Annotated in this window: 20 protein-coding genes and 2 pseudogenes; 12 read left to right on the top strand and 10 right to left on the bottom strand. The window is 53.3% G+C overall.

Annotation, left to right across the window (positions count from 1 at the left end; genetic code table 11):
- Window positions 1-72 precede the first annotated feature (72 nt).
- Window positions 73-774 (bottom strand): annotated as a pseudogene (locus tag T18_RS23895) (integrase); the annotation flags it as partial.
- A gap of 190 nt (window positions 775-964) precedes the next feature.
- Between T18_RS23895 and T18_RS23890 the strand changes: the two are divergent.
- Window positions 965-2,104 carry an RHE_PE00001 family protein gene (locus T18_RS23890; RefSeq protein WP_038496250.1) on the top strand — a complete coding sequence of 380 codons (1,140 nt, stop codon included), beginning with the start codon at window positions 965-967 and terminating at the stop codon, window positions 2,102-2,104.
- 82 nt (window positions 2,105-2,186) lie between these two features.
- Complete coding sequence (locus tag T18_RS23885) at window positions 2,187-6,026, top strand: hypothetical protein (RefSeq protein WP_038496253.1); 3,840 nt, start codon at window positions 2,187-2,189, stop codon at window positions 6,024-6,026.
- 107 nt (window positions 6,027-6,133) lie between these two features.
- Here T18_RS23885 and T18_RS23880 read toward each other — a convergent pair whose 3' ends face one another.
- The 5 genes from T18_RS23880 to T18_RS23860 all read right to left on the bottom strand — a co-directional run bounded on the left by T18_RS23880 (window position 6,134) and on the right by T18_RS23860 (window position 12,094).
- Entirely contained in the window at window positions 6,134-7,168 is a 1,035-nt protein-coding gene (locus T18_RS23880) for a radical SAM/SPASM domain-containing protein (RefSeq protein ID WP_038496256.1), read from the bottom strand.
- Window positions 7,169-7,172: 4 nt separating this feature from the next.
- The gene (locus T18_RS23875; RefSeq protein WP_051489734.1) at window positions 7,173-7,568 is read right to left on the bottom strand and encodes a hypothetical protein; all 396 of its coding nucleotides are present in this window, start codon (window positions 7,566-7,568) and stop codon (window positions 7,173-7,175) included.
- Window positions 7,558-7,923 (bottom strand): hypothetical protein, encoded by a 366-nt coding sequence (locus T18_RS23870; protein WP_038496259.1) that lies wholly within the window; start codon window positions 7,921-7,923, stop codon window positions 7,558-7,560. The genes T18_RS23875 and T18_RS23870 overlap by 11 nt, the downstream gene beginning before the upstream one ends.
- Entirely contained in the window at window positions 7,920-10,586 is a 2,667-nt protein-coding gene (locus T18_RS23865; protein ID WP_038496262.1) for an SMEK domain-containing protein, read from the bottom strand. Before T18_RS23865 ends, T18_RS23870 begins: the two co-directional genes overlap by 4 nt.
- A gap of 404 nt (window positions 10,587-10,990) precedes the next feature.
- Window positions 10,991-12,094: a hypothetical protein gene (locus tag T18_RS23860; protein ID WP_038496265.1), complete on the bottom strand. Its 1,104-nt coding sequence runs from the start codon at window positions 12,092-12,094 to the stop codon at window positions 10,991-10,993.
- An 807-nt stretch (window positions 12,095-12,901) separates the two neighbouring features.
- Between T18_RS23860 and T18_RS23855 the strand changes: the two genes are divergently transcribed.
- The 3 genes from T18_RS23855 to T18_RS23845 all read left to right on the top strand — a co-directional run bounded on the left by T18_RS23855 (window position 12,902) and on the right by T18_RS23845 (window position 17,121).
- Window positions 12,902-13,999, top strand: coding sequence for a GTP pyrophosphokinase family protein (locus T18_RS23855; protein ID WP_038496268.1), 1,098 nt, complete (start codon window positions 12,902-12,904; stop codon window positions 13,997-13,999).
- An 82-nt stretch (window positions 14,000-14,081) separates the two neighbouring features.
- Window positions 14,082-15,275 (top strand): hypothetical protein, encoded by a 1,194-nt coding sequence (locus tag T18_RS23850; protein WP_038496271.1) that lies wholly within the window; start codon window positions 14,082-14,084, stop codon window positions 15,273-15,275.
- Entirely contained in the window at window positions 15,268-17,121 is a 1,854-nt protein-coding gene (locus tag T18_RS23845; protein WP_038496274.1) for an ATP-binding protein, read from the top strand. Before T18_RS23850 ends, T18_RS23845 begins: the two co-directional genes overlap by 8 nt.
- Before the next feature lie 264 nt (window positions 17,122-17,385).
- Here T18_RS23845 and T18_RS23840 read toward each other — a convergent pair whose 3' ends face one another.
- Window positions 17,386-19,176: a DUF4365 domain-containing protein gene (locus T18_RS23840; RefSeq protein WP_038496277.1), complete on the bottom strand. Its 1,791-nt coding sequence runs from the start codon at window positions 19,174-19,176 to the stop codon at window positions 17,386-17,388.
- A gap of 360 nt (window positions 19,177-19,536) precedes the next feature.
- On the opposite strand from T18_RS23840, the gene T18_RS23835 reads away from it, so the two are divergent.
- The 4 genes and pseudogenes from T18_RS23835 to T18_RS27960 all read left to right on the top strand — a co-directional run bounded on the left by T18_RS23835 (window position 19,537) and on the right by T18_RS27960 (window position 21,662).
- A complete protein-coding gene (locus tag T18_RS23835) occupies window positions 19,537-20,205 on the top strand; it encodes a SatD family protein (RefSeq protein ID WP_205756809.1) in 669 nt (222 codons plus the stop codon).
- A 134-nt stretch (window positions 20,206-20,339) separates the two neighbouring features.
- The gene (locus tag T18_RS27295) at window positions 20,340-20,612 is read left to right on the top strand and encodes a hypothetical protein (RefSeq protein ID WP_205756810.1); all 273 of its coding nucleotides are present in this window, start codon (window positions 20,340-20,342) and stop codon (window positions 20,610-20,612) included.
- Window positions 20,613-21,103: 491 nt separating this feature from the next.
- Window positions 21,104-21,355 (top strand): antitoxin, encoded by a 252-nt coding sequence (locus tag T18_RS23825; protein ID WP_038496287.1) that lies wholly within the window; start codon window positions 21,104-21,106, stop codon window positions 21,353-21,355.
- Window positions 21,352-21,662, top strand: a pseudogene (locus T18_RS27960) (type II toxin-antitoxin system RelE/ParE family toxin). The gene T18_RS23825 and the pseudogene T18_RS27960 overlap by 4 nt, the downstream one beginning before the upstream one ends.
- A gap of 154 nt (window positions 21,663-21,816) precedes the next feature.
- On the opposite strand, the gene T18_RS23815 reads toward T18_RS27960, so the two are convergent.
- Together T18_RS23815 and T18_RS23810 are read right to left on the bottom strand one after the other, a co-directional pair.
- Window positions 21,817-22,725 carry a nucleotidyltransferase and HEPN domain-containing protein gene (locus T18_RS23815; protein WP_038496290.1) on the bottom strand — a complete coding sequence of 303 codons (909 nt, stop codon included), beginning with the start codon at window positions 22,723-22,725 and terminating at the stop codon, window positions 21,817-21,819.
- A gap of 16 nt (window positions 22,726-22,741) precedes the next feature.
- Window positions 22,742-22,966, bottom strand: a complete 225-nt coding sequence (locus tag T18_RS23810) for an NAD(P)-binding domain-containing protein (protein ID WP_038497392.1) — start codon at window positions 22,964-22,966, stop codon at window positions 22,742-22,744.
- Between the two features lie 256 nt (window positions 22,967-23,222).
- Between T18_RS23810 and T18_RS23805 the strand changes: the two genes are divergently transcribed.
- Both T18_RS23805 and T18_RS23800 read left to right on the top strand, forming a co-directional pair.
- Window positions 23,223-23,534, top strand: a complete 312-nt coding sequence (locus T18_RS23805; protein WP_038496292.1) for a helix-turn-helix domain-containing protein — start codon at window positions 23,223-23,225, stop codon at window positions 23,532-23,534.
- Window positions 23,527-24,780 carry a type II toxin-antitoxin system HipA family toxin gene (locus tag T18_RS23800; RefSeq protein ID WP_038497395.1) on the top strand — a complete coding sequence of 418 codons (1,254 nt, stop codon included), beginning with the start codon at window positions 23,527-23,529 and terminating at the stop codon, window positions 24,778-24,780. The genes T18_RS23805 and T18_RS23800 overlap by 8 nt, the downstream gene beginning before the upstream one ends.
- Before the next feature lie 128 nt (window positions 24,781-24,908).
- Here T18_RS23800 and T18_RS23795 read toward each other — a convergent pair whose 3' ends face one another.
- A complete protein-coding gene (locus T18_RS23795; protein WP_038496294.1) occupies window positions 24,909-25,301 on the bottom strand; it encodes a winged helix-turn-helix transcriptional regulator in 393 nt (130 codons plus the stop codon).
- Window positions 25,302-25,382: 81 nt separating this feature from the next.
- Between T18_RS23795 and T18_RS23790 the strand changes: the two genes are divergently transcribed.
- The gene (locus T18_RS23790) at window positions 25,383-26,114 is read left to right on the top strand and encodes an SDR family NAD(P)-dependent oxidoreductase (RefSeq protein ID WP_038496297.1); all 732 of its coding nucleotides are present in this window, start codon (window positions 25,383-25,385) and stop codon (window positions 26,112-26,114) included.
- Window positions 26,115-26,133 lie beyond the last annotated feature (19 nt).

The raw sequence follows: 26,133 nt of genomic DNA, 5'->3' as shown, positions 1-26,133 counted from the left end.
GCCTGGGAAGAAGACACCGAAAAGCGTTGGTAGGGCTTACGTTGGTTTTTGGTTCCATTGCTCCCCAAACCCCATTACCAACTGTTCAATCCGCAGTCCGGCGATCTCGCTGCGCCGCCGGCCGCCCGAGGCAAAGGCCACCATCAGGATTGCCTTGTCGCGTAGATCGCGCAGGCTGTCTGACTCGCAAGTCGCAAGCAGCTTTGCCAGAACGTCGCCTGTGACCGCTTTTGCGCTCTTGCGCGCCCGGGTTCGCGGAACGGCGCGCACGGCCAGACGAATGGCTGATTTAAGGGCAGGGGAGGCGAAGGCGCCATGGAGGCCGCGCCACCTGGTCAGCGTCGACCAGTTGGCCAGCCGCCGGCGCACCGTCGATGGTGCGTGTGGGCCGACGGATCTCAGAAAACCCTGGCGCCGGAGGTTTTCATCGACCGCAGCTGGCATGCCGTGGTCGGGATCTGTTGCGCGCTTTTCCGGATCCCAGAGGTGATGGGCGACAAATTTCAACAGTAGTGCTTCCGGTGCGGGCCAGGGAAGAGAACTGCCGGTGGTCGCCAACCCCCAGGCTTCGAGGTAAGCGAGGTCGGATGTAAGTGCGCGCAACGTATTGTCGCCCATGCCCTGATTAACGAGATGGCGCAGCGTCTCGATGTCCTGATCGGTCAACAGCTCGGCGAGCTCGTCGCGGCGTTCGAGCGGCAGGACGGACGCAATGGTATCGAGCTCTTCGGCGCGCCGCTCGACGGACGTCTGTGATGTCTTCGCTTTAGCCACGAGAGGCTCCAGAATCGCAGGTTTCGGCGGCCGCTGGGACCGTGATTTGCCCCGATTTTCCTCGATTTGCGCCGCGAAATCAACTACCATTGATAAGAGGTACTTATCGATGGTTAGAAGTTCAACTACCAATCATACCATGTGAGGAACCGCAATATTTTGATAGAGTTCGTTTAAGAACTCATTTACCATGATTTCAATGGCTTACGATCTCGCAAAAATCAGCATGAGCGCCCTGATGCGGCCGGCTTTCGACGCCGGTATCGCGCTTACGCGTCTGGACGAGCGTATCGCCCGTTCACCGGTCGGGCAGGGCTTCGTCGAACGCACCCAGTTCACCGATGCCTGCGCCTCGCTGTGGATCGACGGCGAACTCGTCCATCTCGAAGACCTCGTCCTCCACGACCATGTCAGAGATATTCGCACACCCACCCACGAGCTGACCATCGCCCGCGACGTCCTGCGCACGCGTCGGCGCATTGCTGGCCAGTTGCCTGGCTGGGCGCTATCGGCCGACGGACTTCGGACACTGCGAAAAACCTCGGAGATCACGTCAGTCAACGCTGACGAGGCGACGCCCGCTGATGCCATCCGGCGCGCGGTCGCGAACGATCCGGAAGGCGAGGGGGAAGACGCCGACGACATCGAACATCTCCCCGGCATCGATTATGCCGCTATCGATGCGGTGCTGGCCCGATCGGAAGCGGCGATCGAGAATGCAACACGGCCTGGCCGTGGCGGCGGCCAAGAGAAAGATCCGATGATCTACGATCTGGACTGGGACGAGGACGCCCGGCTGGAAGAATGGCGAAGCGTGTTGCGACAAACGCAAGACTTGCCGGCGGTGCTGCAGGCCATCATTGCCCTCGATGCCTGGAACGAACTGTCCGTCCTTCAGCATGCGCCCTGGCTTGGCCGGCCGCTGGCCGCGTCGATATTGCGCCAGACCGGCGTTACCACCGGTGCCCATCTCGCCGCCATCAATACCGGCCTGAAATCCATTCCAGTCGATCGTCGTCGGCATCGCGACCGGGAAACCCGGATGCTGGCCATCGCCCACGGACTGATCGCGGCCGCCGAGATCGGATTGAAAGAACATGACCGGCTGGCGTTTGCCCGGACACTGTTCGAGCGGAAGCTGGAAGGGCGCCGGACATCTTCAAAACTGCCGGAGCTGGTTGAGTTGGTGATGGCCAAACCGTTGGTGTCGGCAAAAATGGTGGCGAAGACGCTCGATGTGACGCCGCAGGCGGCGCGGCGGATTATTTTGGAGCTGGGGTTGCGGGAGATGACGGGGAGGGGGAGGTTTCGGGCTTGGGGAATTATCTAAACAGGCCGTTCCGCTGGCCGGAAGGAGTGGAGATATGATGTGAGGCCTTTGAAGACCGAGTAAGTCATGCAAATCTCCGGACATGACAGAAGAACAGCTTTCAAATGAATGGAAGAAATCGCGTAGCGGCGCCTGGGCGCATCGCGGATTTCACTACCAGCACCTTATCGTGACATTGATCGCGCTAAGGCAGTGGGCCGGGCTGGCTCCGAACGGCTTCGTCGTTCCAGAGGGATTCGAGGACTGCGTTATTGAGCTCGAGGCCGGCCATGTCCGGGTTCAAGTTAAATCGCGTAGAGAAGGTTCGTTTGGAGAGAGCGAGGTCCGTGATATACTGGCCACGATGGCAGTAAAGGCAACGTCGGGCGCCCAAATCAACGCGCGTTGTGTCGTTGCGCTCGAACAAAATCGCCAAGGCGTCTCCGAGAAATCGTTAGAGGCTCTGTTCGAACCGGACTTGCCCGACGTCATTGTCTGTAAATCACCCGAAACAGAAATCATCGAGTTGCTTTCGAGCAAACTGCGCGTTGCGGAAATAATCGTGGAAGGTATTGCCAGCGACATCTATAGGCTGGTTGCGGAAGCCGCCACTTTCAATGCCGCCGCTTCATACGAAAACAGGCGCCGCCTTTCACCGACGGAAATTGAAAAACGCATCAACGAGTTGCTCGCGGCTCAGGATCCTTCTGCGATCGATGACGCGCTGCTCTCCGGTACGCTCAGAGGTGTCGATTTCACGACTCCTCTCAATGAACCGGGATTTTACCTCGGGACCAAAGTGCAGCCGGGTCACATTGCGGCGGGGCTGGTTGTGCCGCGCCCTTCTGAGACGAACGGCATCATAAAGGCGTTGCGCGCCCGTCGTCAGGTGGTTCTCTCGGCGCCGTCCGGCGCCGGAAAGTCGGCCCTGCTCTGGCTTGCGGCCGGCGCGCTCGCAGGCGAAGTTCGCTGGCTGCAGGTCTCTTCGTCGGCCACCGTCAACGATGTTGCGGCGTTAATGCGCTTTGTCCATTCACGCCGTCCTTCGGATAAGAATTTAATCGGATTGGTATTCGATGATTTAGACCCGAGCAACGCTGACTTGTGGAATGTCCTTTCCCAGGATTTGAGGGCTGCTCCAGGCGTCTATCTCTTTGCATCGGCACGGCGCGAAAACATCGAACTCCTTACGGCTAGGTCTGAAATCGGCATCGTTGATGTGAAACTGGACGGGCAGTTGGCTGAAACAGTCTGGACGAAACTGCGAGCGGACGCGAAAACCAGTTGGGAGCACTGGCGCGAAGCCTTCGAGCAATCTAATGGCCTTATGCTAGAATATGTTCACATTCTTACGCAAGGCCATCGTCTCAGCGAAGTAGTCACAGATCAGATTCGTCTGCGCGAACGTGAAGGCCGGGAAGATGAACTTTCCATCATTAGATGCACGTCCGCAATCTTCTCCCGAAACGGAGAGATTGAGGTAGCGAGGCTTGTGGGTTGTCTGGGCATCCCTGCAACGACGGTTGGCCGGGCCCTGCGGCGTTTGATGGACGAGCATCTTGTCCGCGAAAGCCGTCCTGGAATTCTCGGCGGCCTGCACGCGCTCCGCTCGGCTGCTCTTCTTCAGGCTTCGCACGACGAAGCCGTTTATCTGTCGTCGGTTTCACTTTGGAAAGGCCTCGGAGCCGCATCAATCGGGACGGTGCCGCAGATTGTCCGATCTCTCTTCAGCGATCTGGACGATGCGGGGGTGACGGAGGCCCTGAAACAAATTGCGCAAACGCTCCATCAGTCGAATGATTTCGAGTATTGGTCGGCAACCCTGGATGGGCTCGGACTGGCTAGTCTCGAAGAGCATGCCCGGACATTCATAGCTGTGTTGGAAGAGCACGGCGTTCCAAAGGCCAACTGGTCTATTGCGGCGATGTTTTCAGATCCTAAACTCGACATCCCCAAACTATCTGGAAACGAAAATTGGGACCGTTTTCAAAAATCTATTCTGGCTTTTCGTGCGGCCCCGAAACGCGACCTGAGAGGAGAATGCCTTGATTTGTTACCGACGGGAGTCGGGATTCCGCCCTGCACGAGCCTTCGGGACGCCGCAAAGCTGTTTGCGTCTCTGGCTCCCCTCAATGGCGGCACCCCGATAAAAATAACGATGGCGCCGGAAATTGCCGGAGACGGCGAGCCGGACATCAAGGAACTGTCCACAATGTTGGCTGCCGCTTACCATATCGATCCCCATCTGGCAGCTTCGCTTGTGAAATCATTCGGTGGTGAGGATGCACTTTTGGCTGCATTCCATCGTCAAACCCCTTGGGTAACCGAGCCGGCTTTTGAAGCTGGCAAGCATGGCAGGACGATCAGATCAAACTGGTTTCTGCTCGCCGAAGATTTTCAGACCGAACCGCATAAGACGGTTTGCGATATTTGCGACACCTTGATCGCTTTAACGCCCAGTTCCGAGGCGGCGGCATCGGATGCAGTCAATGCTGAAGGGGCGCCCATTCGCGTCGGTGCCTATGCGACCTGGTCAAAGAATATGCCGAGAGAGAACATTCCCGCTCCCTCGCGCGTATCTTGGAATAGGGCCTTTAATCAGATCGTCACGGCAAGATCATCGGCTGGGACGTTGACCAGCTATGCTGGTGAAATGGCAGATCTTGTGGCTAGGACGGAGAAGATTTTTCGCACCTTCTCCGAAACATGGATCAAGGGAAAACAAGTCAAGGACGCCCAGGTCCTAGCAGAGGGAGTGAATGACATACTCGGCCGTGTCAACGACCTTGCTTATGCCGGACCCAAGGAATTGTCACCTCCCGGATCGACCGCGGAATCGATAAGCGATACCCTTGGCGCATTGTTGACCGGCATTCTGGGCAATCTGATAGGCCGGATGAATAAGGTTACGGCGGAATCTGGTGTGAAAGCCACTGCAGCTTTTGCCGCAGACCTCGCCGAGCAAGCCCGCTCGCATGCAAACTCTGCGATCTGGCGTACAGTACCAAATCCTCCAATGGATCAATTGCGATCCTTGGCGCGGCGTCTCGCCGATGTAGCATCGATTTTGCGGGAGTTCGGGGAGGACAGCTCTCCGGTCTCCGTTCAAACGGCTATAAAAGTAGCCGGTAGAGCTGATCTCGGAAAGGCGGTTCAGACAACCGCTCGGCGTTCACGCACTGCGGCAGAACAGCGTATGACCGAGGTATTGGGCGGGCTGGAATCGGCATTGCGGCAGTCGGGTATCCACGTTCAATGCATCACAAGACCATTTGATAAATACTCGGCGTTCTGGCCAGCGAAAGAGGTGGCCATACTTGTTAGCGTGGAAAATTTTGACGATTACAACTCTGGTTTTGAGGCGGTGGTAGCTCTCGGTCGCGAATATCTCAAAAGGGATTGGATGTTCAGGATCGTGCCGAAAATCAATAGCAAAATTATCGCGCCACTTGCGATGAATCCGACCTCTGAATTGACCCTTCCTGACCTTCAATTCGAAGAGGAATGGTGTGAGCATATAGATATGCCCTTCGTATCGACGGTTCTTGTACAGAATTTTGAGAAGTTGTTTGCAGCCAGCCTGCAAGCTTCCGGGATATTCCTGGCGCGAGGCGTGGTCACGCTTCATGCTGAGGAAGACGAGGTTCTCTCTCAGATTATCGACTCGTTCCAACGCCAGCGCCAAGCTCTAGAGGAGGCGGCCAGCAATGGTGCAGAGCACAGATTGCTCGCGCTAGAATACGCCGATCAGCTTTGGTCTCGTCTCGTAGGAGAATTTGACGATCTGAAAGCTGGATTGACGATCGCCGAACCGCTTTGCATGAGCCCGCATAAGGCCCTCACGGGAAAAATCGATCAAACGGCCGCGGAGGTCGCATTCGTGAAGTTCCAGATATTGGAAGGCGAAGCTCGGGGCCCTCTGACGGAAGTTACAGTTCGCTAAGATTGTGTCCTTAAACGACCAGAAATGGGACTAAGTTTGATCTAGTTTTAGTAATCAAAAGTATAAAAACTGAGGATAATGCGACCATTCTTGTTGCCGATGTCGATTCACCGATTACCGCAGACGACCAGATCTTCGAATATGGGACAGCCATTCATGCAGGAGCTCTGATGGTTGCACCCAGAACATCGGTCGGAGCGGAAGTAGTCTCGGAAACCCTTCATGTTAGGTGAGTTCCTCCAAATATCTTCCAGAGGCCTATCCGCCGACAACAGGTCCCCTTCAGCGAGGCCGCTTTGAAACGAGCATGGATAAACGCGCATATCCTCCGCTACAAAAAGCGAAAACCGTCCCGCGTCACATGCGTCTACAACTGTCGAGCTCGTGGTTGTACGGCCGAATACGCCGCTGACACAGCACGCGTCGAACCCCACCTTGAGTTTAGATTCCTTGGAGGTGGCCAATTTGAAGAATTCATCAAGCCGTGAGCTGTGGCGCGCCAACTTCGATTCAAAAACTTTGTGGCCGGCCGGCTTATAGTTCAGGAAAACCAGCGCATTGATCCCTCCAAGGAATTCCGGTGGCGCAGTCATCCAGTCGATAGCCGTGTTCACACTGTCCGCATCAAGGATGAAGTGGATATTCACTTTGATCTGGAACTTGGTAAGCAGCCGTATTGTCGCCGCCGTCTCATCATAGGGCGGATACGCAGACACTGCCACGGCACCGCAGTAGCTTTTGGTCGCCTCCAAGATTTCGTCCGTTAGGCCTCGGCCGTTGGTGGTATAGTTCGGAACTATCCCTTTTTCATACGTATACCGCAGGATATCGACGAAGTCAGGATGCTGATTGGGGTTGCCTCCACCTAACGCGACCTGAAAAGTCCCCATATTGGCCGCTGAATCAATAACATGCTTATAGTTCGCCAGCTTCATGTGATGGCCAGCTTTGGTCGATTTCTTATAACAAAACACGCAACCTTTGTCGCACCAGTTGGTGATAGATATGTCCATCAACTCTGGACCATGAGGCGACCAGAACGGTTCCGGCATTCCTTTATCCTCGACGCGCGCGAAGAAGCCGGTCTTCGTGTTGAAGAAGGTCGAGTAACCCTCGTCGCTGTAGCGATTTACTTTCAGCATTGAACTACCAGTAGCTGGGGTACGCGTTGATGAAAATGCCGTCAGTATCGATCTCGAAGATGGTCGTGCAGAGTAGAGACTCCGCCAGAGCGCCATCGCTGCTCAATCCCCCACGAATAACCGGGGTACCGTCCGCAATCGCGTTCTTTATACGGTCGAGGACTTCGGGTGTCAGGTCGAAATCGCGAGTTGAGTTTGCGCCTTCGACGCTGGTGATCCGGTCGCCCCGAGAAATGGCATCATTGAGCTCGTCAAACATTGAAGAAAAGAGTTCGCCTATTGGGCCTTCGTCACTGGCCCCAATCGCTTCGAAAAAGCTGTCCCTCGTGAATTGTCGATCCGAGATGTAGATAAAGGACGTAGAGGAACTGTTCGAAACAAAGTCCATCTTAAGCTTCATGACTTGTCCTCCAATTTCGCAGTGCAGCCATAACCGGTTTCAGGTACGTGCCGCCTTGTTCCGAATCCAGCATTTGCGGTAATCTGCCTACGTGCAAAATGTACGTCTGATTTTCATCAGCTTCGGGCATCCGTACACCGTGGCAGAGTTTTAAATAGTCGGAAAACTGGTCGTATTCCACGCTGTAGTAACGCCGGTACTCAGCTTTCAAGTCAACCGAATAGATGAAGAGAACCTTATAGACATCCTGAACCAACTGGGCAGCAAGACCTCCCGGTTTAATTGACATCATCTCGAAGAATTCGGACCGCGAGGGAATTGTAGGGAGAGGCAAGATCAGTTTCCTTTCCTTCATTCGCTCACCTCGGTTTTCTCAATTTTCATTCCTTCAATAGCGCGCGCGAAGGCCGCCATTCGCCCACATTTGGCTTGCTCCACAAAAGCGAAACAGTGCTCGAATTCGCCGCTAGCTCGTATGGCATCCAATGTCTCACGCAGGTCATATTTCAAACCAGCATCCGCAAGAAACGATAGCTGAATAACAAAGACGAGCATGTCATCAAAATCTTCCTTTACACCGATATTTTTGTTCCAAGAGGAGAGAAAATCCTTTATCGCGTCCCGCTCAAAGCTCGGAACATGTGCCCTTGTATTGAAGAGATGATAGAAAAAGGTTGGAGCTTGATCATCCTCAAGTTTATTGATGATCTCCAGAAGCAGGCGCGTGTTCAAAATCTGATCTGGGGCGTCGCGATGGAACAGAAATGATCCAATACGTTGGACAATTTCTCGCTTCCGAAGGGTCGAGAGATACTCAATTACCCGCTCACGGTCACTGTCGTCTTGGTACTCATGCGGTAGCGTCGAGATAGCGATCGAATAGTGAATATCGAAGTCCTCGGCCGCTTCGAGGAATTCCAACACCTGCTTTTCCCCTTTTTGACGAGCCAACAGGTATGCGTATTTAAATACGCCCTCATAAACCTGGAGCTTCCGAAGCCGGTCTACAACTCCCGAGAATTCGGAAAAATCAGCCTTTCCGACCCGGTTGACCAAGTAAAACGCGATAACGAAATCTCTCAGTTCGTCGTAAGTGAAAGAGACTGTTTCGTCGAACATGGTCTCTAACGTTTTTTCCGCAGGCTCCCGGCGCAGAATAATGTCTTCTGCAATCAAGAGGTCGATCACCTCCAACTGATCCTTCGAATACCCAGCAACGCTTACGCTATGGAAGCGATCCTCACGGAGCATTTGGCCGACGATAGCATAGAGGCTCGGAAGAAATTCAGCTCTGAGCGGCTTTGGCAGCTGTTCCGCTTTCCGGTAAAGATAACTCTCATAAAGCTTAATCTTGTAAATATCCGCCACGTGTCCGAGGGCCTTGCCTTCATGCAGATCGCAGAAAATTCGCATCAACAGCAGGTCGCTCTTCAGGAAAGCGGCGGCGCTGCCTGAAAGGTCAGCGTCTACTTTGAAGTGTGCGAGATACGAGGCCAGCATGCGCTCCAAGCTCTCGTCTGACATCTCAGCCTTAAGGTCTTTGATTCGGATAATTGACCCCGAAAACGGCTCGTTCATCAGTTTAGAGAACTTGTTATCAAAAAACTCAGTTCGGCACGTGATGATGATTTTCACGAAGTCATACTGAGCGACAGCGCTCAGGAGGTCGGAGAGCTCGTCCCGGAACCCATCGAGATCTTTAACCTCATTGATCCCATCGATAGCGATCACAAAAGGCATCTGGACGCCGCTTGCTACCTGGTCAAATATCTCCAGCACTCCTTGCACGGTGTCCCTGACGGGCAGATATCGATTTTGGCTAAGGAAGGAGAGAATTCGGTTTGGATGAGCGTACTTGTTCAACTCTCTTGCCGGGATGAAAACCGACGGTATGCCAAACTTTCCAAACTGGTTCTCGACCAAATCGCAGATGAAGTTCGTTTTTCCCTGACCAGCTGCACTCGTGATCAATAAGCACTTGGCTTCGGCGGTTCCTATTAACTGCAGCGCTTCATCATATTTCCATTCAATCGAGCTGGCACAGCCCTCGATAGGGAACTTCAGCATAAAATATATCGCGGTTTTTTCTGGTGCGACCTCATACCGACCACGAGTTTCTTTCGGCTCGAAGCCCAGAGGCTTAACGCGGTTCGCCTCATGCGCAATTCGGCGTCGGCGATCCTGTAGGTGCGAGCAAACGTCCTTCAGCGTGCTGGGAAAGTCGGCGTCGGAAACGGGACAAATTTCCGATTGAAAAGTTTCGATGCCGACTTTTTCGAGATGATTGTTGAGCTTATCAAAATTAATTTCCCGAAGTTTGTCTTCAATCTTTCGACCGAAGAAAACCGGATGGGCAAATATGCGCGTGGTTTCTTTTGTCTTGGTTGGCTCTATGAAGATTGAAGGAATGTATTTTTTCGTGTTCTTCTCCACCTCGATCTTCAAGGTGCTGAACTGCAAGAACGCGTCCAGGTCACCCTTGAATTTCTCGTAATTTGAATATCTGCTGAATTCCGCTCTAAGAGCCTCGCTAAGCTCCAATAGCTTCTCAACGGGCAGAGCGGAGGCGCGCGCAATCAGGTCGGTGTAATCGATGATGTGGGCATCGGGATCGAACGCGATCGAATGCTTTGAAACTTCCTTCTTCAAAGCCTCGGACGTATACGAACGCTGCTTCTCGGTAATTACGAGGATGTAGACCTCGTCGAACTCCTTTTCGAGGGAATGCTCGCGAAACTTCTCCAGCGTGTACACGACCTTTGCGCTCGACGGGTCAGACGTGACCTGGAACGACAAACGTTTCGATTTTGATCCCAGATCAACGGAGGGAAAGTTGGGGCGGATGACGTTCTGGTTCTCGATGTCGGGACAGTTGAAGATGATTGAAAGGATGGGTATGAAGAAATTCTCAGCAACTTTGTTGATGTCGAAATGGTCGCATGCATTGTTGCATTTGATCTCGACGATCACTTGCGTGAAGTAGCGTTTGATTTGGGCCAGGTATTCCAAACTGTTCATTTTTACGCGCTCGTGGTCCAGACTAGTGATGGTGACGAGAAAGATGCCGCGTCTACGTTACTGTTTTCGGCGGTGTAAATTACCGCAATGAGCCGAAGCAGAATGTCGCGTCAATGTCCAAGCTACCTGTCAGCTTCGTTGCTATTCTCACAAATGCCGTACTCGCGGGTTTGGCTCGCTGACGGCCAAAGACAGATCGAGAGCTGCTTCCGGCTCGGCTATTGCGCGATATGCAAGTCGATTCGGCCAAAAGCTTGCCATGCTCTCCGGGACGATGGACACGCCTGCGCGAACCGCGACGAGCGACAGAACGGCATGCATACCATGCGCTTCCGGCGAGAGGAAAACAGCGCCGACGCAGGGCCAGATTTAAGACCCTTGCAGCACGCTTCTCGCCGTATCGATCAACTGCGTTGTTTTACCAGCTGACGTTCAAGTGCCCTCCGCTGTTGTCGCGACATTCCCGAGAATTTGGGATCTGCGGGGAATTCCATCTGGTGGACCATGCGGGTTTTGAGCATGGTAGCATTTAGGGATATGTCGAACTGATGCTTGGCGGTCTGCAATATCTCCAAGAACTCTGGTGTCCAGTCTTGCTGTTGCAGAGCAATCAGCTCTTCCGATGCACCGCGATCAGACTGTGCATTGACGGCAATGCCAACACAGAGCTTTAATTCTTTATCGTCGTTCAACGCAGATAGGCAGTAGGCTTGGAGGATCGAAGCCCTCATACGTCTGAATTCAGCGACACTCATGGTGTCGGTTTCGCGCATAACCAAGAAAACATAGGCCATTTTATCGTTTGTCGACGGATCGAACGATATCAGCACTCTTGCATATCGTGCTGCCTTTTGTTCCTCGCAGGTCTCGATCGCTCCGCTAAGTGCCTGTGCGAAATGACGGCGCTGTAGTCTCGTAGCCCTGGCCATGATGCGGAGCGCGCGCTCCGAGGAACCCACCGTTGGAACCTCATCGAATAGCTGGTGCTGGGTACCGTTCAGCGTTCCCGCCGTGAATAGCTTAATCAACCGGTCCCACAGGTAAGACGGCCGATTTGCTGCAAGACGCCGCTGATACTCCGGAGACCTCACCAGGTATGCATACTCTCCTTGCACAAAGGAGAGCTTTTCATTCCCTGATGCACCTTTAATGTCCGTGCTGTTGGGGAAATCATGAGACCCGTCCTTTCGAATCGTCTGAAGATAATTCGCGACGAGCTCCGCCTCGCTCGGCGATGCCAGCAGCGTCGAGGATCGGATCAGTGAGGCACGCGCTGCAAGGTAGCGAGTAAAATCGGTGATCGTATCGAGCTCTCGCATGACGACACCTAGGGCGATCGTATTGAATACGTGAATGAACGGTCCTGCAGGATCGACGTCGCCAATCGAGAATGGTCGATGTAGTTCCGACTGAAAGTTGACGTGGTCTGAACCTCTGAGGTGAGGCAGGATCAGGAATGTGCCATCCGGATCGTTGAAATATTTGGAGGCTGCCGCTTCAGCTCCCATGGCGACACAGATGCCGTGTACTCTTCGCCGATCAATTGGCGGGAGGCGGATCGGAAGTGGATTTTGGCATTTTGCGTCTAGGAAAAGTGCATCGGGCTTGCTGCGCAGCCAGGCCGCCGCTTTTCGGATTTGACCGGCGGAGTCCGCGATAGCTCTTTTGTACCAGCGTGGCCATGCCGTCTCGACAGAGGCATCGCTCCAATTGATGCATTTGTCGCTAAAAATAATGACATCATCACCGCAGACGACCAGTAAGTCGCAGAGCTCCTGTCCTGGCTTCTTGAAGACGTTTGGCCAAGACCACAGATCGAGAAAGGTCTCATCCGCCAGCTTCGACAGATGTTGCTCCGTCGGCGTAAATCCGCTTTGCTTCTCGATCTTTGCGATTGGACTGTCCTCCTTGGCAATCTATATTTGCACATTGCTGGCTTGAAACTCGAAAGTCACGCCATCCGCCAGCTGCCTCACAACATTTTTTGCCGCGGAGTTGCCAAACCGAGAGGACGCTATCGCGCTCTTTTGCTGACGACTTCCTGGCCCAGATTCGGATCTCCCACGATCATCTCGCAAGGCGGCTGCCCGCTACACAAGGCGATATTCTAAGCGATGGCTACTGGAGCGCCGTCGCACCGAGGAATTGCGCGTTCTCCAGCAATTTTGTCTCGCTGAATATTGCTGTTTAAACACTTATGACGTGGCTCAATCACAGGGAGAGATTTCCGCGTCAGAAATAAATGATAATCTTCGACTAATATTCACTTCGGGCAAATATCAACGTAGGGTTACGGCGGGAAGCTGGGGGATATTATGCCGTCGCAGGATTATGAAACTGAGAAAGTCGTATTTCGCGACTTCTACGACAGCTCGCGGGATACGATGGAAGCGGCCCGGAACGCCTTCATCACCATGATACGTTCGCTTCTTGCGACCGATGCAGCGATTGCAGGCGCGAAGGTCGAAGGGCGGATCAAGGAACGCGAGGAATGCCTAAGCAAGTTTCGGCTGAAGTATCAAACCGCGCTTGAAAGCTCGAAAACGGCTTACGCCATTCGAGACCATATTTCTGATCTGATCGGGCTGCGCATCGTCTGCTTCTATGGGGACGATGTCGAGCGGGTGAAGGGGCTCATATCGGCCGAGTTCGATGTGCTGGGTGTCACCGACAAGACGGCGCAGATGGAGCAGACGGCGGATGCCTTCGGATACAAGGGCCTGCATCTAGATCTGCGCTTGAGCGAAAGTCGAAGGGAACTGAAGGAGTATGCCGCCTATGCGAACTTTCCATTTGAACTTCAGATTCGGACAGTTGTGCAGGATTCGTGGAGTATTCTCGATCACAAAATCAAATACAAGAAGTCGATCCCGAACGGTCTAAAACGGCGCATCAATACCCTCGCCGCCCTGTTCGAACTGGCGGACCGGGAGTTTCGGGCCATTCGGGACGGGACCGCTGAAGAGATCGAGCGAACCGATGCCTACGCCGAGATCGAGGAAGAATCGGCAGTCGTTCCTGCCGAAACCGAAGCTGTTGTCGACGCAGCGCCTCGTCGATATGCCCCACTCAACGCATTCAGCCTGTTGCGGATCGCCAAGCATTTTTTCCCGGGGCGTGAGTTCGAGCCCCACAAGGTAGATGGTTTCACCCAGCAGGTGATCGACCTTAAACCCGACATCAGCCGGGGCAAATTCAACTACTATCTGCGAGAGACGATAGGCGAAGTGCGGCGGTACAAAGCCGACTTCGAGGCCCGCGCAGATACTACTCAACTGAATCCGTTCACTGTCATGAGGCACTGCCTTTATGCAGCTGATCCGGACTTATTTTCATCACTCCTGACAGACAGGTCGCGCGATAGCTTCGATGCTTGGCGGGCGGATCAAAAAGCTGACGCGACGGTCAGCTAGTTTGGATGTGCAGCTTTTACGCGTAGAAGCAAAGGGCGGCCACGATCTGCGGGACTGGCCGACACGGAGACGAAGGGCATAAATGGCTAGGACTGCAGAGTACTCTATAAAAGGCTATCTCTACCAATTCCTAAAGTATCTGTCGGAAATCCTGGCAGCAGGCGACGGCGCTAGAATCACCATCGAGGGCGCGATCGAAGACGTAGACGTCATCGCCGCGGGTCTCACCACGGCCGTCCAGTGTAAATATCACGAACAGGCCGAGAAATACACACTGGGTAAGATTTACAAGCCCATTCTGCTTATGCTCGAGCACTTTTCCAAAAATTCGGGCACGGATTTGCATGTGAGCTATCGCCTCTTTTGCCATTTTCCTGGCGAGTCAGGAACCAAGGCTCTTACCAAGGATGACCTTGAGACGGTTCTGTCCACCAAAGGTGAAGTCTTGAGGGCGATCGTGGCGCGCATCGATACCAGCGTAGACTATGAAGCGTTTTTGGATCGCTTTGCCATCGAGTTCGGGCCATCCGCAGAGGATTTACAGGTCGCTGTGCTCGCCTCCCTCAAGGACAAGGGGTTTGATCCCGACGACATCGATGCCGTGATCTTCCCGAATGCGATCCAACGTATCGTGGATCTTGCCACGCGGTCTGACGTCAACGACCGAACGGTTGAGCCTAAAACTTTTCTGGCTGGCCTACGAGAGGTTCGCCGAGTGACGTTCACCCGCTGGACGCGAGAGCTCGCGACCAAGGGAAGAATGTTCTCCAGCCTGCGCAAGAGCCTCAGATCCTGTCTGGCCCACAACTCTCGATGGCGCGTTTTTGTCATCAACCCGCTCACGATCGAGAATTTCGACGACGACATTGTCCGATTTATCAAGGCGTTCGTCCAGCGTTACAGCAGTAAATACCTTCATTCGAACCCGCCGCTATTCATGCTGACTGGCGACTACGACTTAAGCGTCCTGCAAAAACGTCTTTACGACGCCGGCCTTCGCTGCGAAACCGGAAAGGTCGGCGGGACCGATGTTATTATCAAAGAGTTGTTCCGACGGCCCATTCTCATCCGCAACCCATTCAGGATGGAATTCAGCCTGCGTCTAGCCAAGCGCGATGAAGTCATCGGGGGGCCACAACGGCGACCCGACGAGCTTTTCCTGATCAACGTCGCCGACGACGAATGGAAGCACGAAGATGTAAATGTCCATGGCTTCAAGATCGAACGCCTTTCTGATCTCGAATACATTTTACAGTTAAGGAGCGACTATGCCTGACCTTGGGACCCCAATCGGCAGTGTGACCGACAGCTCGCCTTCGCTCATTCGTATAGAGATCTCCTCGGCCGAAGATTTCGAGAAGTACAAGTCGATGCTGGGAGTAGGCCAATACCTACTCGTCGCTTCTGGGAACAATTTGTATCTTTTAGCCTCCATAACGGGGGTGCGGGCGACCCACGTCGAAAGGCGCTCCCTGGGTCCTTCTTCTGAGGTGCATTCTGAGGAAGGCTCTGACGGGATCTCCGGAAATTTTCGTTTTCAGATTGACACTCAGCCGATCGGTACGCTTTCAGAAGATGGTGAGTTTTCTCGCGGTTCCCATTCGCTACCGGTCCCCACAGAATATGCTTATGTAACCCCTCCAGCAGTGCTTGAGGGGATTTTCTCGCACCAGATCAAGTCTCCATTCGCCCTCGGGACTTTGGGCATCTCGCCGGACATAAAGCTCAAGATCGACGGTGACCGTTTCTTTAGTAAGCACGTGGCGGTAGTCGGTTCGACCGGTTCAGGCAAATCCTGTGCCGTCGCCAAGATCCTGCAAACCGCCGTAGGTATCGAATCTAAAGCCAATGCCCACAAGGCGGCGCAGAAGAACTCGCATATCGTCATCTTCGACATCCATGCCGAATATGCGGCTGCGTTTAATCTGGAGGCAGGCGAAGCCTTCACACTTAACCTGCTAGGCGTTGATAATCTGCGGTTGCCGTATTGGCTTATGAATGCGCAAGAACTCGAACAAATTTTCATCGAGAGCAACGAGCACAACTCGCACAACCAGATTTCGCAGTTCCGGCACGCGGTTGTCCGTAACAAGTGCAAGCACAATCCAACCCTTACCAATCTTTCATTCGATACGCCGGTCTACTTCTCGATCGACGAGGTCGTGACCTATCTGGAGAACATGAACAATGAGGTTATTGGCAAGCTGGCGGGGGAAGGTAAGCCGAAGCTCGCTAACGAAACCCTGGTGTCGGATCGGGATGAACTCTATTTCGACGCGGTGCAGTCATTTATCGTAGCCTCGCAGGCAGCAGCTACAAAAGCATCCAATGGCCCGTTCAACGGCGAATTCGATCGCATGATATTGCGCCTCCACACGCGTTTAGCGGACCCTAGACTGCAGTTCCTCTTTTATCCAAAGAAAGAGGACGGTGAGGACTTGGCAACCGGCGACTTCGCCGACGTCGTCCGGCAATTTGTAGGTTACATGACGAAGTCGAACGTCTCGATAATCGACTTGAGCGGGATACCTTTCGAAGTCCTGAGCATCGTTGTCAGCTTGATCTCGAGGATGATTTTTGACTTCGGTTTTCATTATTCCAAGAACCGGCATGTAGGGGGGGCCGTCAGCGATGTGCCCATTCTTGTTGTCTGCGAGGAAGCCCACAACTACCTGCCGCGCTCCGGTGGTGCCGCGTACGATGCATCTAGGAAATCGATTGAGCGCATCGCTAAGGAAGGGCGTAAGTATGGGGTGACTTTAATGGTGGTCAGCCAGCGCCCTTCAGAGGTTTCGGAGACCATATTTTCGCAGTGTTCGAACTTCATTTCCCTTCGTCTGACAAATGCAGTCGATCAGACCTACGTAAAATCTCTTCTTCCTGACCTATCAGCCGGGCTGGGTGACTTGCTGCCTAATCTCGCGCAGGGCGAGTTCTTGATAGTAGGCGACGCGCCCCTCATGCCCACGGTCGGCCATTTCGCACTTCCAGTTCCGGAACCGCATTCGCGAAGCGTGAATTACCTTCAGGAATGGAATTCCGGTTGGCGACACGTTGACTTCGACAGCGTCATTGATCGATGGCGCGGAAAAGTGCTGACCAAATCGGAGAAAGGAGTCTAGCTTGACCAAATTCGACAAAGACGGCCTCCGTCGCCATATACACTATCGATCATCTGCATTTTTGCGTTCCATCTTGGCCTTCAATGAGCGGTGGTATGGTCGGGACGTACTTACGCGCATTGTCTCGACCCTTTATCCCCGGGGCGAGACAGTCAGGAATGACCCTAGTCACTAATTCGAGCAAGTCATTGAATCGCGCGAGGGACTTTTTGTGCTCTGACCCTTATGGTAACACTGTCGTTGGTTCTTGCTTCTTCAAGATATTCACATTTTGCGCTCGAAAACTATAGTCTGATCGCCATCGAGTAATCTGGCGGTGTAGGGTCGGCTTGGCCTCGATGCGACCATGTCACGTGCATTTATGCTTATTTCATCCAAAGGCTTGAGATCTTCCTGAGTGGCAGCAAAAGGAAGCATTCGCTCTCGTGTCATCACGTAGGCCTCTGATCCGCATGCTTCCTGTGCGCATACTATTACGTCTGAGATGATCGGAATATTTGACACATAGACAGACAATTGTATTGCCCATGACCAGAGATACCTATTCCATCTCTCTGCAAAGGCTGCGGCCAGCACAGCTAGAAATTTTGTCTCGACATCATCGGTTGCATCGACATACATGCGAAGGGCGTTTGAATCTCCAAGGCTGATATCTATCGCATTCTCCAGAAACCAGTCGGCTAGCAAACTCTTGAGTCGTGCTTGTGCCGCCAAAATTGCATCATCTGAGTTTGACAATAACGCGAGTTTAGCTGACGCCTCGCTTAGATTTCCGCTGTAAAGCAGGGCATCACCTAAGCAGAAAGTAGTCTTTGGACCAGGCGATAGGTCGACCGCTTGGCGGTAGGCAATCACCGAGCAACGGAATCGGCGGCCTTCGAAAAGTGCACCGCCCAATTCTTTCAAAAAATAGTCAGAAGATAGATATTTAGGTCTTAGTTTCCGAGCTTTGTTAAATGCTTCGACGGCTTTCGCATATTCGTGATTATTTGCCCTAACGTTAGCCATCGAATACATGATTGCGCCGCGACTTTCGTCAGTCGCAGCCGAACCGATCGCAGGCAGAAAAAAATCTTGAATTGCCGTCGCAATTTCCGCCTTCTCCGCAGATTGTGATGTAATAAGCTCGGATGTGAAGTTGAGAAATATTTCGTCTTGTTGAATGTGGAGCCCAGCATGAACCGCAAGCCGCGAGGCCTTTAGCGGTTCACCCTTCAAGGCAACGCAAGCATATAGAGCTAGTCCCCTAGGTATTTCCATCTCGTCTTCGACGAGTGACAAGCAATAATTTGCTGTTGTCGCCGCGCGATCCGTGAAGCCTGCTCGTAAAAAAACGGCGGCAAGTGCGTAGGCAAGCGTTTGTGTTGTGGTCTTGGTCGATTTGAAGTCGACATTCACGGTGAGGCTTCCAAGGCCCATTGTGATAACCACTTTATCCTCGAGTAAGGAAATTTGGAGTGGAACGCGCGATCCGTCATCAAATGTTTGAATGAAGCTTAGATTCCTGAGAAGGTCGTTCACTGATTGGGACGCCATCAATTCAGCAGAATAAGGTACCTGGTACTGAGCGGCTAATACAAACTTCTCATTGGGTCGCCGTTCTTTCAGTCGTCGCCGAATTGCCAAGGCGCGAGAAACTTCTTGAGGTGTCCGATCAGACCACGCATCGGTAAAAGTAATTGTTGCTGTAGTGGTAGCATGACCAAGTTGGTTTACCGCGTCAAAGTCCCATACCCAAAAAAGCCCCCCGGAAACAGAGCAGTATCTCACGATTACTGCCGGCAGCTCTAAATCGGCCAGATATTGGATGCGATCAACCTCCATCGTAGTTTTGCGCTCGCGCCTCAGGTCGTCCGTTGCCTTGAGCTGCACATAGAAAATGAGCCCGGTGGCTCTACGATCTTCAGCGAAAATTTCCACCTCTAGATCGACACCATAATCGCGGCTTTTTTCGCGACATACCCAACGTCCTGGAATAGCCGCGCGAAACTTAATGATCGATTCATCTTCGAGTTCATGGGAACGAGATCTTGTGGGCAAAGCATTCTCCAGCATCGGTACAGGATTATCGCAGTAATGGACCTAGTTTGCCAAGGAGCGCACAGCGTTATCAAACAAGCGTAGCCGTAGATCGATTCAGGCATTCCGTCGGCAACGGAGCTTGAATTAGTTGTGAGGATTTGCCATCGCTTATTTGCTTTACGGGTGGTTGAATCGATGGTCAGTCTAGAACTGTCAGGTCTGCCCATTATTTTTTTATAGCAGCGTTTTCCTCTGATACATCTTTCTCGCTCCACCATTTTTGGGGTAATATGGATTTTAACCCAATTATGGGGTAATTCAAAAATTGACCCAGATTTGGTGTTGTGCTAAAAAGGAATGATGTTGCCTTCCACTTCCCGTTTCGCAGTACTCATGGGTGATATCGTTGATAGCGAAAGTCACACTGACACCCTAGATCTACATGTCGACTTCAATGCCGCGATTGATCGCCAGAATGAAGCTCTCACTACAGATATTGTTTCACCGCTCACAATTACGCTTGGTGATGAATTTCAGGGCTTGGTCAGTTCACTGGTAGCAGCGGCCAGTGCCGCGCGAGAAATCCGCTTCGAGTTGATGCAAAGAAATATAGACTGCCGGTTTGTGATCGGTACCGTCGATCTCAATACGCGGGTCAATCACGAACGCGCTTGGAATATGATGGGGCCTGGTTTTGCGCGAGCACGCGAGCGGCTGAATGAAAAGCGCTCTCCTAACCGCTACAGATTTTCTGTGCCGCATGATGCCCTTCTCGAGACAATGCTTGAAGCCAATGGTGCCACTCTGAGTGCCGTCGAGCGTAAGTGGTCGGACGCACAGCGTGACGATATTATCAGATTGCTGCGGGGTGCATCGGTTGCTGAAATAGCGCATGACCGCAACGTGAGCGTACACAATGTTTACAAAGTTCGGAGCGCTGGTGACTTTGATCTGTACGTGATCCAGTGGAATGCGATTCACGAAGCTTTGAAAACGCTTGACCATAATTACCAACTCCCGGGGGCCGACAAGTGGTGCACGCACTCATTTACACAGCTATAGCTTTGGTAATGCTGACCTGGTTTGGCAATATAGTCTGCCGCGGCGTTTTCAAAGTTACTGGCTTAACGGCCTCAATTATAAATTTTCCGAGACCTACCACCAGCGCTGGACGCTGGATAGGAGCTCTAGAACGGATGATAATCGCTACTGGCATTATCACACATAGCTGGGAAATACTTGCCGCAGTGATTGCATTGAAGACCGTTGCGCGCTTCAAAGAAATGGACGAACAAGGCTTCGCCGAGTATTTTCTAGTGGGCTCGCTTTTTAGCATTTTTTGGACAATGGTGGTGACGGCTGCTTGGCTCTCGTACGACCACACCTTTGGAATCGACCTACGAAACCACAGCGAACAGTGGCTCGGTATCAATGTAACTGAAGCCACACCAATCATCCCGTCAAAGTGAAGTTCGAACATGAAGTCTTGGACAATCACGGCGCCAAACATCTGGCATCTGTTGTTCCACCCTATACCCGACGATTCCCTCGATTTTGACGACGCAGATGCGGAGATGTCGTACCACGACGTCGCACAGAAGCTGCGAGTTCAACTAAATTTGCTCCCGCACGACTCTCTGTTTCGATAACCTACTGCCGCGATCCACGAGCAGTGGGTTCTGAATATAGTCAATATGTTGCTATATTATCCGGTTCTTAAATCGTGTCGCATCAACGGCTTAGGGGAGTGGTGAATTTGGCACCGCCGGTTCGAGTCCTTTCAAGAGCTTAAACGTACACGTCCATTGATCGGTAGGGATTGTGCTTGAGCGGAGGAAGGTAGGGGGATCAGAGTCTCCGAACTAGAAAAGCCCTCCAAGCGACATCGGACAAGCATAAGTGGGGGCTACAAAACTACATATGTGTTAATGTGGGTTTTCTCAGTTTAGGCGTGCGTTAGATGAGCCGATTGACGATCGACATAACGGATCAACAACATCAAAGCCTGAAGGCGCTGGCAGCATTGCAAGGCAAGACAATCAAGCAGTATGCGCTTGAGCGCCTCTTCCCCGGTGACGCAGACGCAGAGCGAGCCTGGGAGGAGTTGAAGACGTTGATGAACATGCGCGTCAATGAGGGGCTTGCCGGGAGACTGTCGACCAAAACTGTAGGGGAGATCCTTGACGAGGAGGTTTCCGAGGGTCGCGTTTGACTGCCTATATTCTTACCGCGGAAGCGGAATCAGATCTACGTTCGGTTATCCGCTACACACATACGCAATGGAGTGCTGCGCAGGTACGCCGCTAGTCTCGGGTTTGGAGCGAGGTATCGCAACCCTTGCCGAGAGCAGAGGTTCGTTCAAGGATATGAGTGCGCTTTATTCGGAGTTAAGGATGGCGCGATGCCAGCACCACTACGTCTTTTGTCTGCCTCGTGAGGATGCTCCCGCCCTCATCGTAGCGATTTTTCACGAACGAATGGATCTTATGAAGCGTTTGGTGGATCGTCTGAAAGAATGACATTCGGGCGGAGGCGAGATTATGTGAGCGCAAGACCGACGAATCGTCGTTATTGCGTGGCCGAAAAACGGGTCGTCAGTACTGATCCCTTCAAGAGCGAAACCAGCCAAAACCAGGCGGTTGCGCTATCCCGGCAGCCGTTGCATCACCGCGGTCAGGACGTCGCTACCTGCTGCAGTTTGTTTATGTGCTCGCGGCAGAGCACCTCAATCAGGGCGTGAAGTTCTGCCGTTCGGTCCTGAAGCCAGGCGAGTGCCTCTTCGGAAATTTCGAAACGCTTCGAATAGCGCGCTTTGACGTAGGCCTCGTTGAGAACGTTGTACCATGCGGTAAAACGCTGATGGTCGCGTGGCCAGATGTCGACCAGCCGCTGATCACGATCCTCTGAAAGGCCTCGGAGGAATTTGAGATTGTGTGACGCGGGCGAATAGTTTGTTACTGTCAGCAGGTAGCAGTTGTAGGCCGTCTCGACCGCCTGATGAAGTTGGAAGGCGGCGATGTTGGCATTGTTATCCTTGAGGGCATAACCTGCCAACTTGATGAAGGTTTGAGCATCAGGAAAATGCCTGCGGAAATGCTCCTCTGCCACTCTCAGCGCATCGGCAGGGCTGAGCGGTTTCGCTTCAGCCAACTGCCGGTCGTCGAATTCGTAGAGGACGATACCCTCGCGAGCGATATCGACGAAGAAGGCTTGGCCATCATGCAAAAAATTGCTGATCTCGCGGGCGCCATGCATGATGAGGCCGACGGGTGTCTCGATCTCCTTGTCCCACATCAGCCGGTCAGTGGCTTTGTCCCAGTATTTGGGATCGGCCAGTTCCTTGTTGCTGACGATGACGAGGATGTCGAAATCTGATCGGTAGCCTTTCGACGTGTGCGGCTCGTCCACCCAGGTGCCACGGGCATATGAACCGAACAGGATGATTTTATAAATCCGCCCGTCTTTCTTGGCTTCGGATTTCGAGCGCTCCACAATGCCGGCGAACTCTTCGTGGATGATCCGGACGACCCTTTCCAGTTCGCGCTGCTTCGTCTGCGGAAGATGTCCGATATCCGATTTCATGGCCTCACCATTGCCATCAAGGAACTGCGGTGCAAGCTGCGAACGGCACTGTGAGAACCATCACATCGCTGGACGAGGGCACGTCGGATACAACAGCGGCCTGACAACCAATTTCGGCCGCTGCCTCGCGCAGGGGTTCTGGTCCGCGCGAATTGTTGAGCGTCGCGGTATGTCCGTTCGCGACTGCAAGCCCGGCCAGTGCCTTACTGATGTGCTCGGCCCCGATGAAGCCAATCCTCATGCCTTGTCTTCCTGCTAGGCAGGCATGTTGCCAGGCGGATAGGAGCGGACTTTTAAAGAAGGGTGTATTGCGGGGGTGCTACCAGTTTCGGTGCCCAGATTGCCTAACGTCCTATCGGTAGAGGAAACAAAATTGATCTGTAAGAAGATCTTTTAGTCTGATATGATCCTTATTAGCGGCATTTAGTTTGACTGAGCAGATGCTGTGAGATACGTAAACATATCATATTGAGAAAGATGAATTGTTAAGGTATCATATGAAGTCGGATTCGGAGGCTCTTCAGGACATAGGGCGGCTGCTCAAGACGTCGCGCAAGACTTTGGGCCTCACCCAGGAGCAGCTTGCGGATATGGCGGGTATATCGCGACCGCGGTACCGCGAGATTGAGGCTGGAGCCAGCGCTGCCCGTACGACCACTCTGATCAACATTGGTCGTGCGCTTGGTCTGGAACTGATGCTCATCCCTCAAGCGATGGTCCCGGCGGTTGAAGCTTTACTGCAGCCAGGTGGCGCCGAAGATGACCTTCCTGCTTTCGTCGCCAGTCCTGATGGTGATGGCAATGTCTGATGCGCCTCTTGATCCAAGATCTATAACCTCACTGGACGTGCTGCTGAATGACCTGAAGGTCGGTATGATCGTGAGGACGCCGGGAGACTTCAACGCGTTCAGCTTTGAGGAGAGCTATCGACAGACGGGTGGTTTCCCAGTGCTCAGTTTGTCATTTCGCGCGGCACATGGGGGTTTGCGGAAGGACCCGAAGCCTGTCGCAAGGGCTTTGCCATCGTTCTTTGCGAACCTTCTTCCAGAGGATAAACTGCGCGAGGCGATGGAGAGGCACCATTCAGGCAGCGTGCGAGCAGGAAATGATTTCGATTTGCTTGCGGCACTCGGATCGGATCTGCCGGGGGCTGTCCGAATTGTGCCGAGCGAAGGCAGCGTTGTTCGTAATGAGGGTTTGACAACCCCCAGACCGAAGGCCCGGTTTTCGCTCGCCGGCGTGCAAATGAAACTCTCCGTCATTAAAAACACAGGCAAGGGCGGCGGTCTGACGATCCCCTTAGGCGACGAGCAGGGTTCATATATCGCCAAGTTTCCATCAACATCATTTCCCAGTGTCTCGGAAAACGAATTTGCAAATCTCGCATTGGCCGAAGCGGTTGGTATGGACGTGCCGGAACGCGAGCTCGTGGAACAATCGCAGTTCGAGGGTATCCCGGAGGAGTTTGAGACACTGTCCGACGGCAAAGTCCTTCTCGTCAAACGTTTCGATCGCGTTGCCGGTGGTGAACGCATCCATATCGAAGATTTTGCACAGGTATTCGGCGTCTATCCGTCTCGAAAATATGAGGGGGCCTCATATCATGATATCGCTGTGGCTATTGGGATCGCCGTTTCTTCAGCGGCAGCCCTCGAGTTCGTCCGACGACTGGCTTTGGCAGTCCTGACAGGCAATGGCGACATGCACCTCAAGAATTGGTCGCTGATTTATCATGGGAAGGGTGACAAGCCGGCACTCGCCCCAGTCTATGATGTGCTATCGACCGTCCCATACATTCCGTCGGATGCCATGGCACTGTCGCTGGCCGGTGAAAGGCCGTTCAAGGCAATGAACACCCAGCGATGGAAAGTCTTCGCTCATCGTGCGCGAATGCCGGAAGCCGCTGTGCTGAAGGCTGTTATGGAGACGGTGGAGCGCGTCAACCAGTCTTGGTGGTCTCTGCCTGAACGAGCTGTTCTACCCGATAGAGTGTTGGAACGGATTGATGCCCACATCAAGCTGATGTCGCCGATCCTCGGCACGTGCGCGAATTAGCAATTGGCGTTTCTGCGTAAAGCGTTAGCAGTTTCGTGGCTCACCAATGCCGATAGGGTCGCTGGTTCGAATCCCGTCAAGGCAGAGGCTACGGCAGCTTCGCGCAGGAAGCGGACTAAGGAATGCCGTCAGCGACGATCTCCAGTGGTGTCATAGCTCCGCGTGGCGGCCTCGACCTTGTCGCCGTTGGCCTCTGCCCATAAGCATAAAGCTTCGAACGGCTCCCGTAGTGAATGGCCTAATGGAGTAATTGCATATTCCACGCCAATCGGCTGCGTCGGGAGTACCGTTCTCGTGACAAGACCGTTCCGCTCAAGTCTCTTCAGGGCATCGGCCAGAGCCTTGTGCGTGATCCCATCGAGACGCCGCTTGAGTTCGTTGAAACGCGCAGGTCTCGGACAGATTACTGTCAGGATCAAGATGGTCCATTTATCAGCGATCTTGTCGAGCACCGGGCGAACCTGCGCCATGTCGCAAAGCGCACGATGAGAGAGGGCGTCCAGGTCAGTATACTCGTCCATATCTAGGCTATTCCAGGTGCGTAATTGATATCAGGTTTACGACGTATATCATGACGAGACCATTTAGTGAAAGGATTTACGATGGCTCGAATGAATAACAAAGCGGCCTTGGTTGTCGGGGGCGCAAAGGGTATCGGCCTGGCGATTGCTGAACGTCTCTCTGCCGAAGGCGCAAACGTCTTCATCACCAGTCGTAGAGGTGAAGATGCTGAACAGGCCGCCAAAGGCATCGGCAATGGCGTGGTTGGTATTACTGCTGACGCCAGCTCTCCGGAAGACATGGTGGTTGCTGTCGGAAAAGTCCGAGAAGGATACGGTCGTATCGACGCGCTTGTTTTGAATGCAGGTCTTTCCGAGCCTTCGCAGATCGCCGAGATTACGCCGGAGCACTTCGACCGCCACTTCGACGTCAACGTCCGGGGGATGGTGTTCGGCCTCCAGGCAGCGCTCCCCGCGATGACAAAAGGCGGCTCAGTCGTCCTCATCGGGTCCATAGCCGGGAACGCAGGCTATGCGGCTTATGGAACCTACTGCGCAACCAAAGCAGCTGTCCGATCCTATGCCAGAACCTGGACGGCAGAACTCGCACCCAAAGGTATTCGGATCAACGTCGTTGCACCCGGCCCAACGGATACGGATATGATGGCCGCTGTCGCGGAAGACACACGCGCGGCAATTGTCGCTCCGATTCCAATGGGTCGTATGGCACGGCCTTCGGAAGTGGCTGCAGCAGCCCTGTTCTTGTTGAGCGATGATGCGAGCTACATCGCCGGCGCGGAACTGTGCGTTGACGGCGGCTTGCGGCAAGTCTAGGGAGCCACCGAAACGCTGT

The organism is Rhizobium sp. TBD182 (assembly GCF_001950375.1).
Taxonomy (GTDB): Bacteria; Pseudomonadota; Alphaproteobacteria; order Rhizobiales; family Rhizobiaceae; genus Agrobacterium; species Agrobacterium tumefaciens.
The sequence above is the reverse complement of the archived record's forward strand: the minus strand, read 5'-3'. Positions and strand labels throughout refer to the sequence as shown.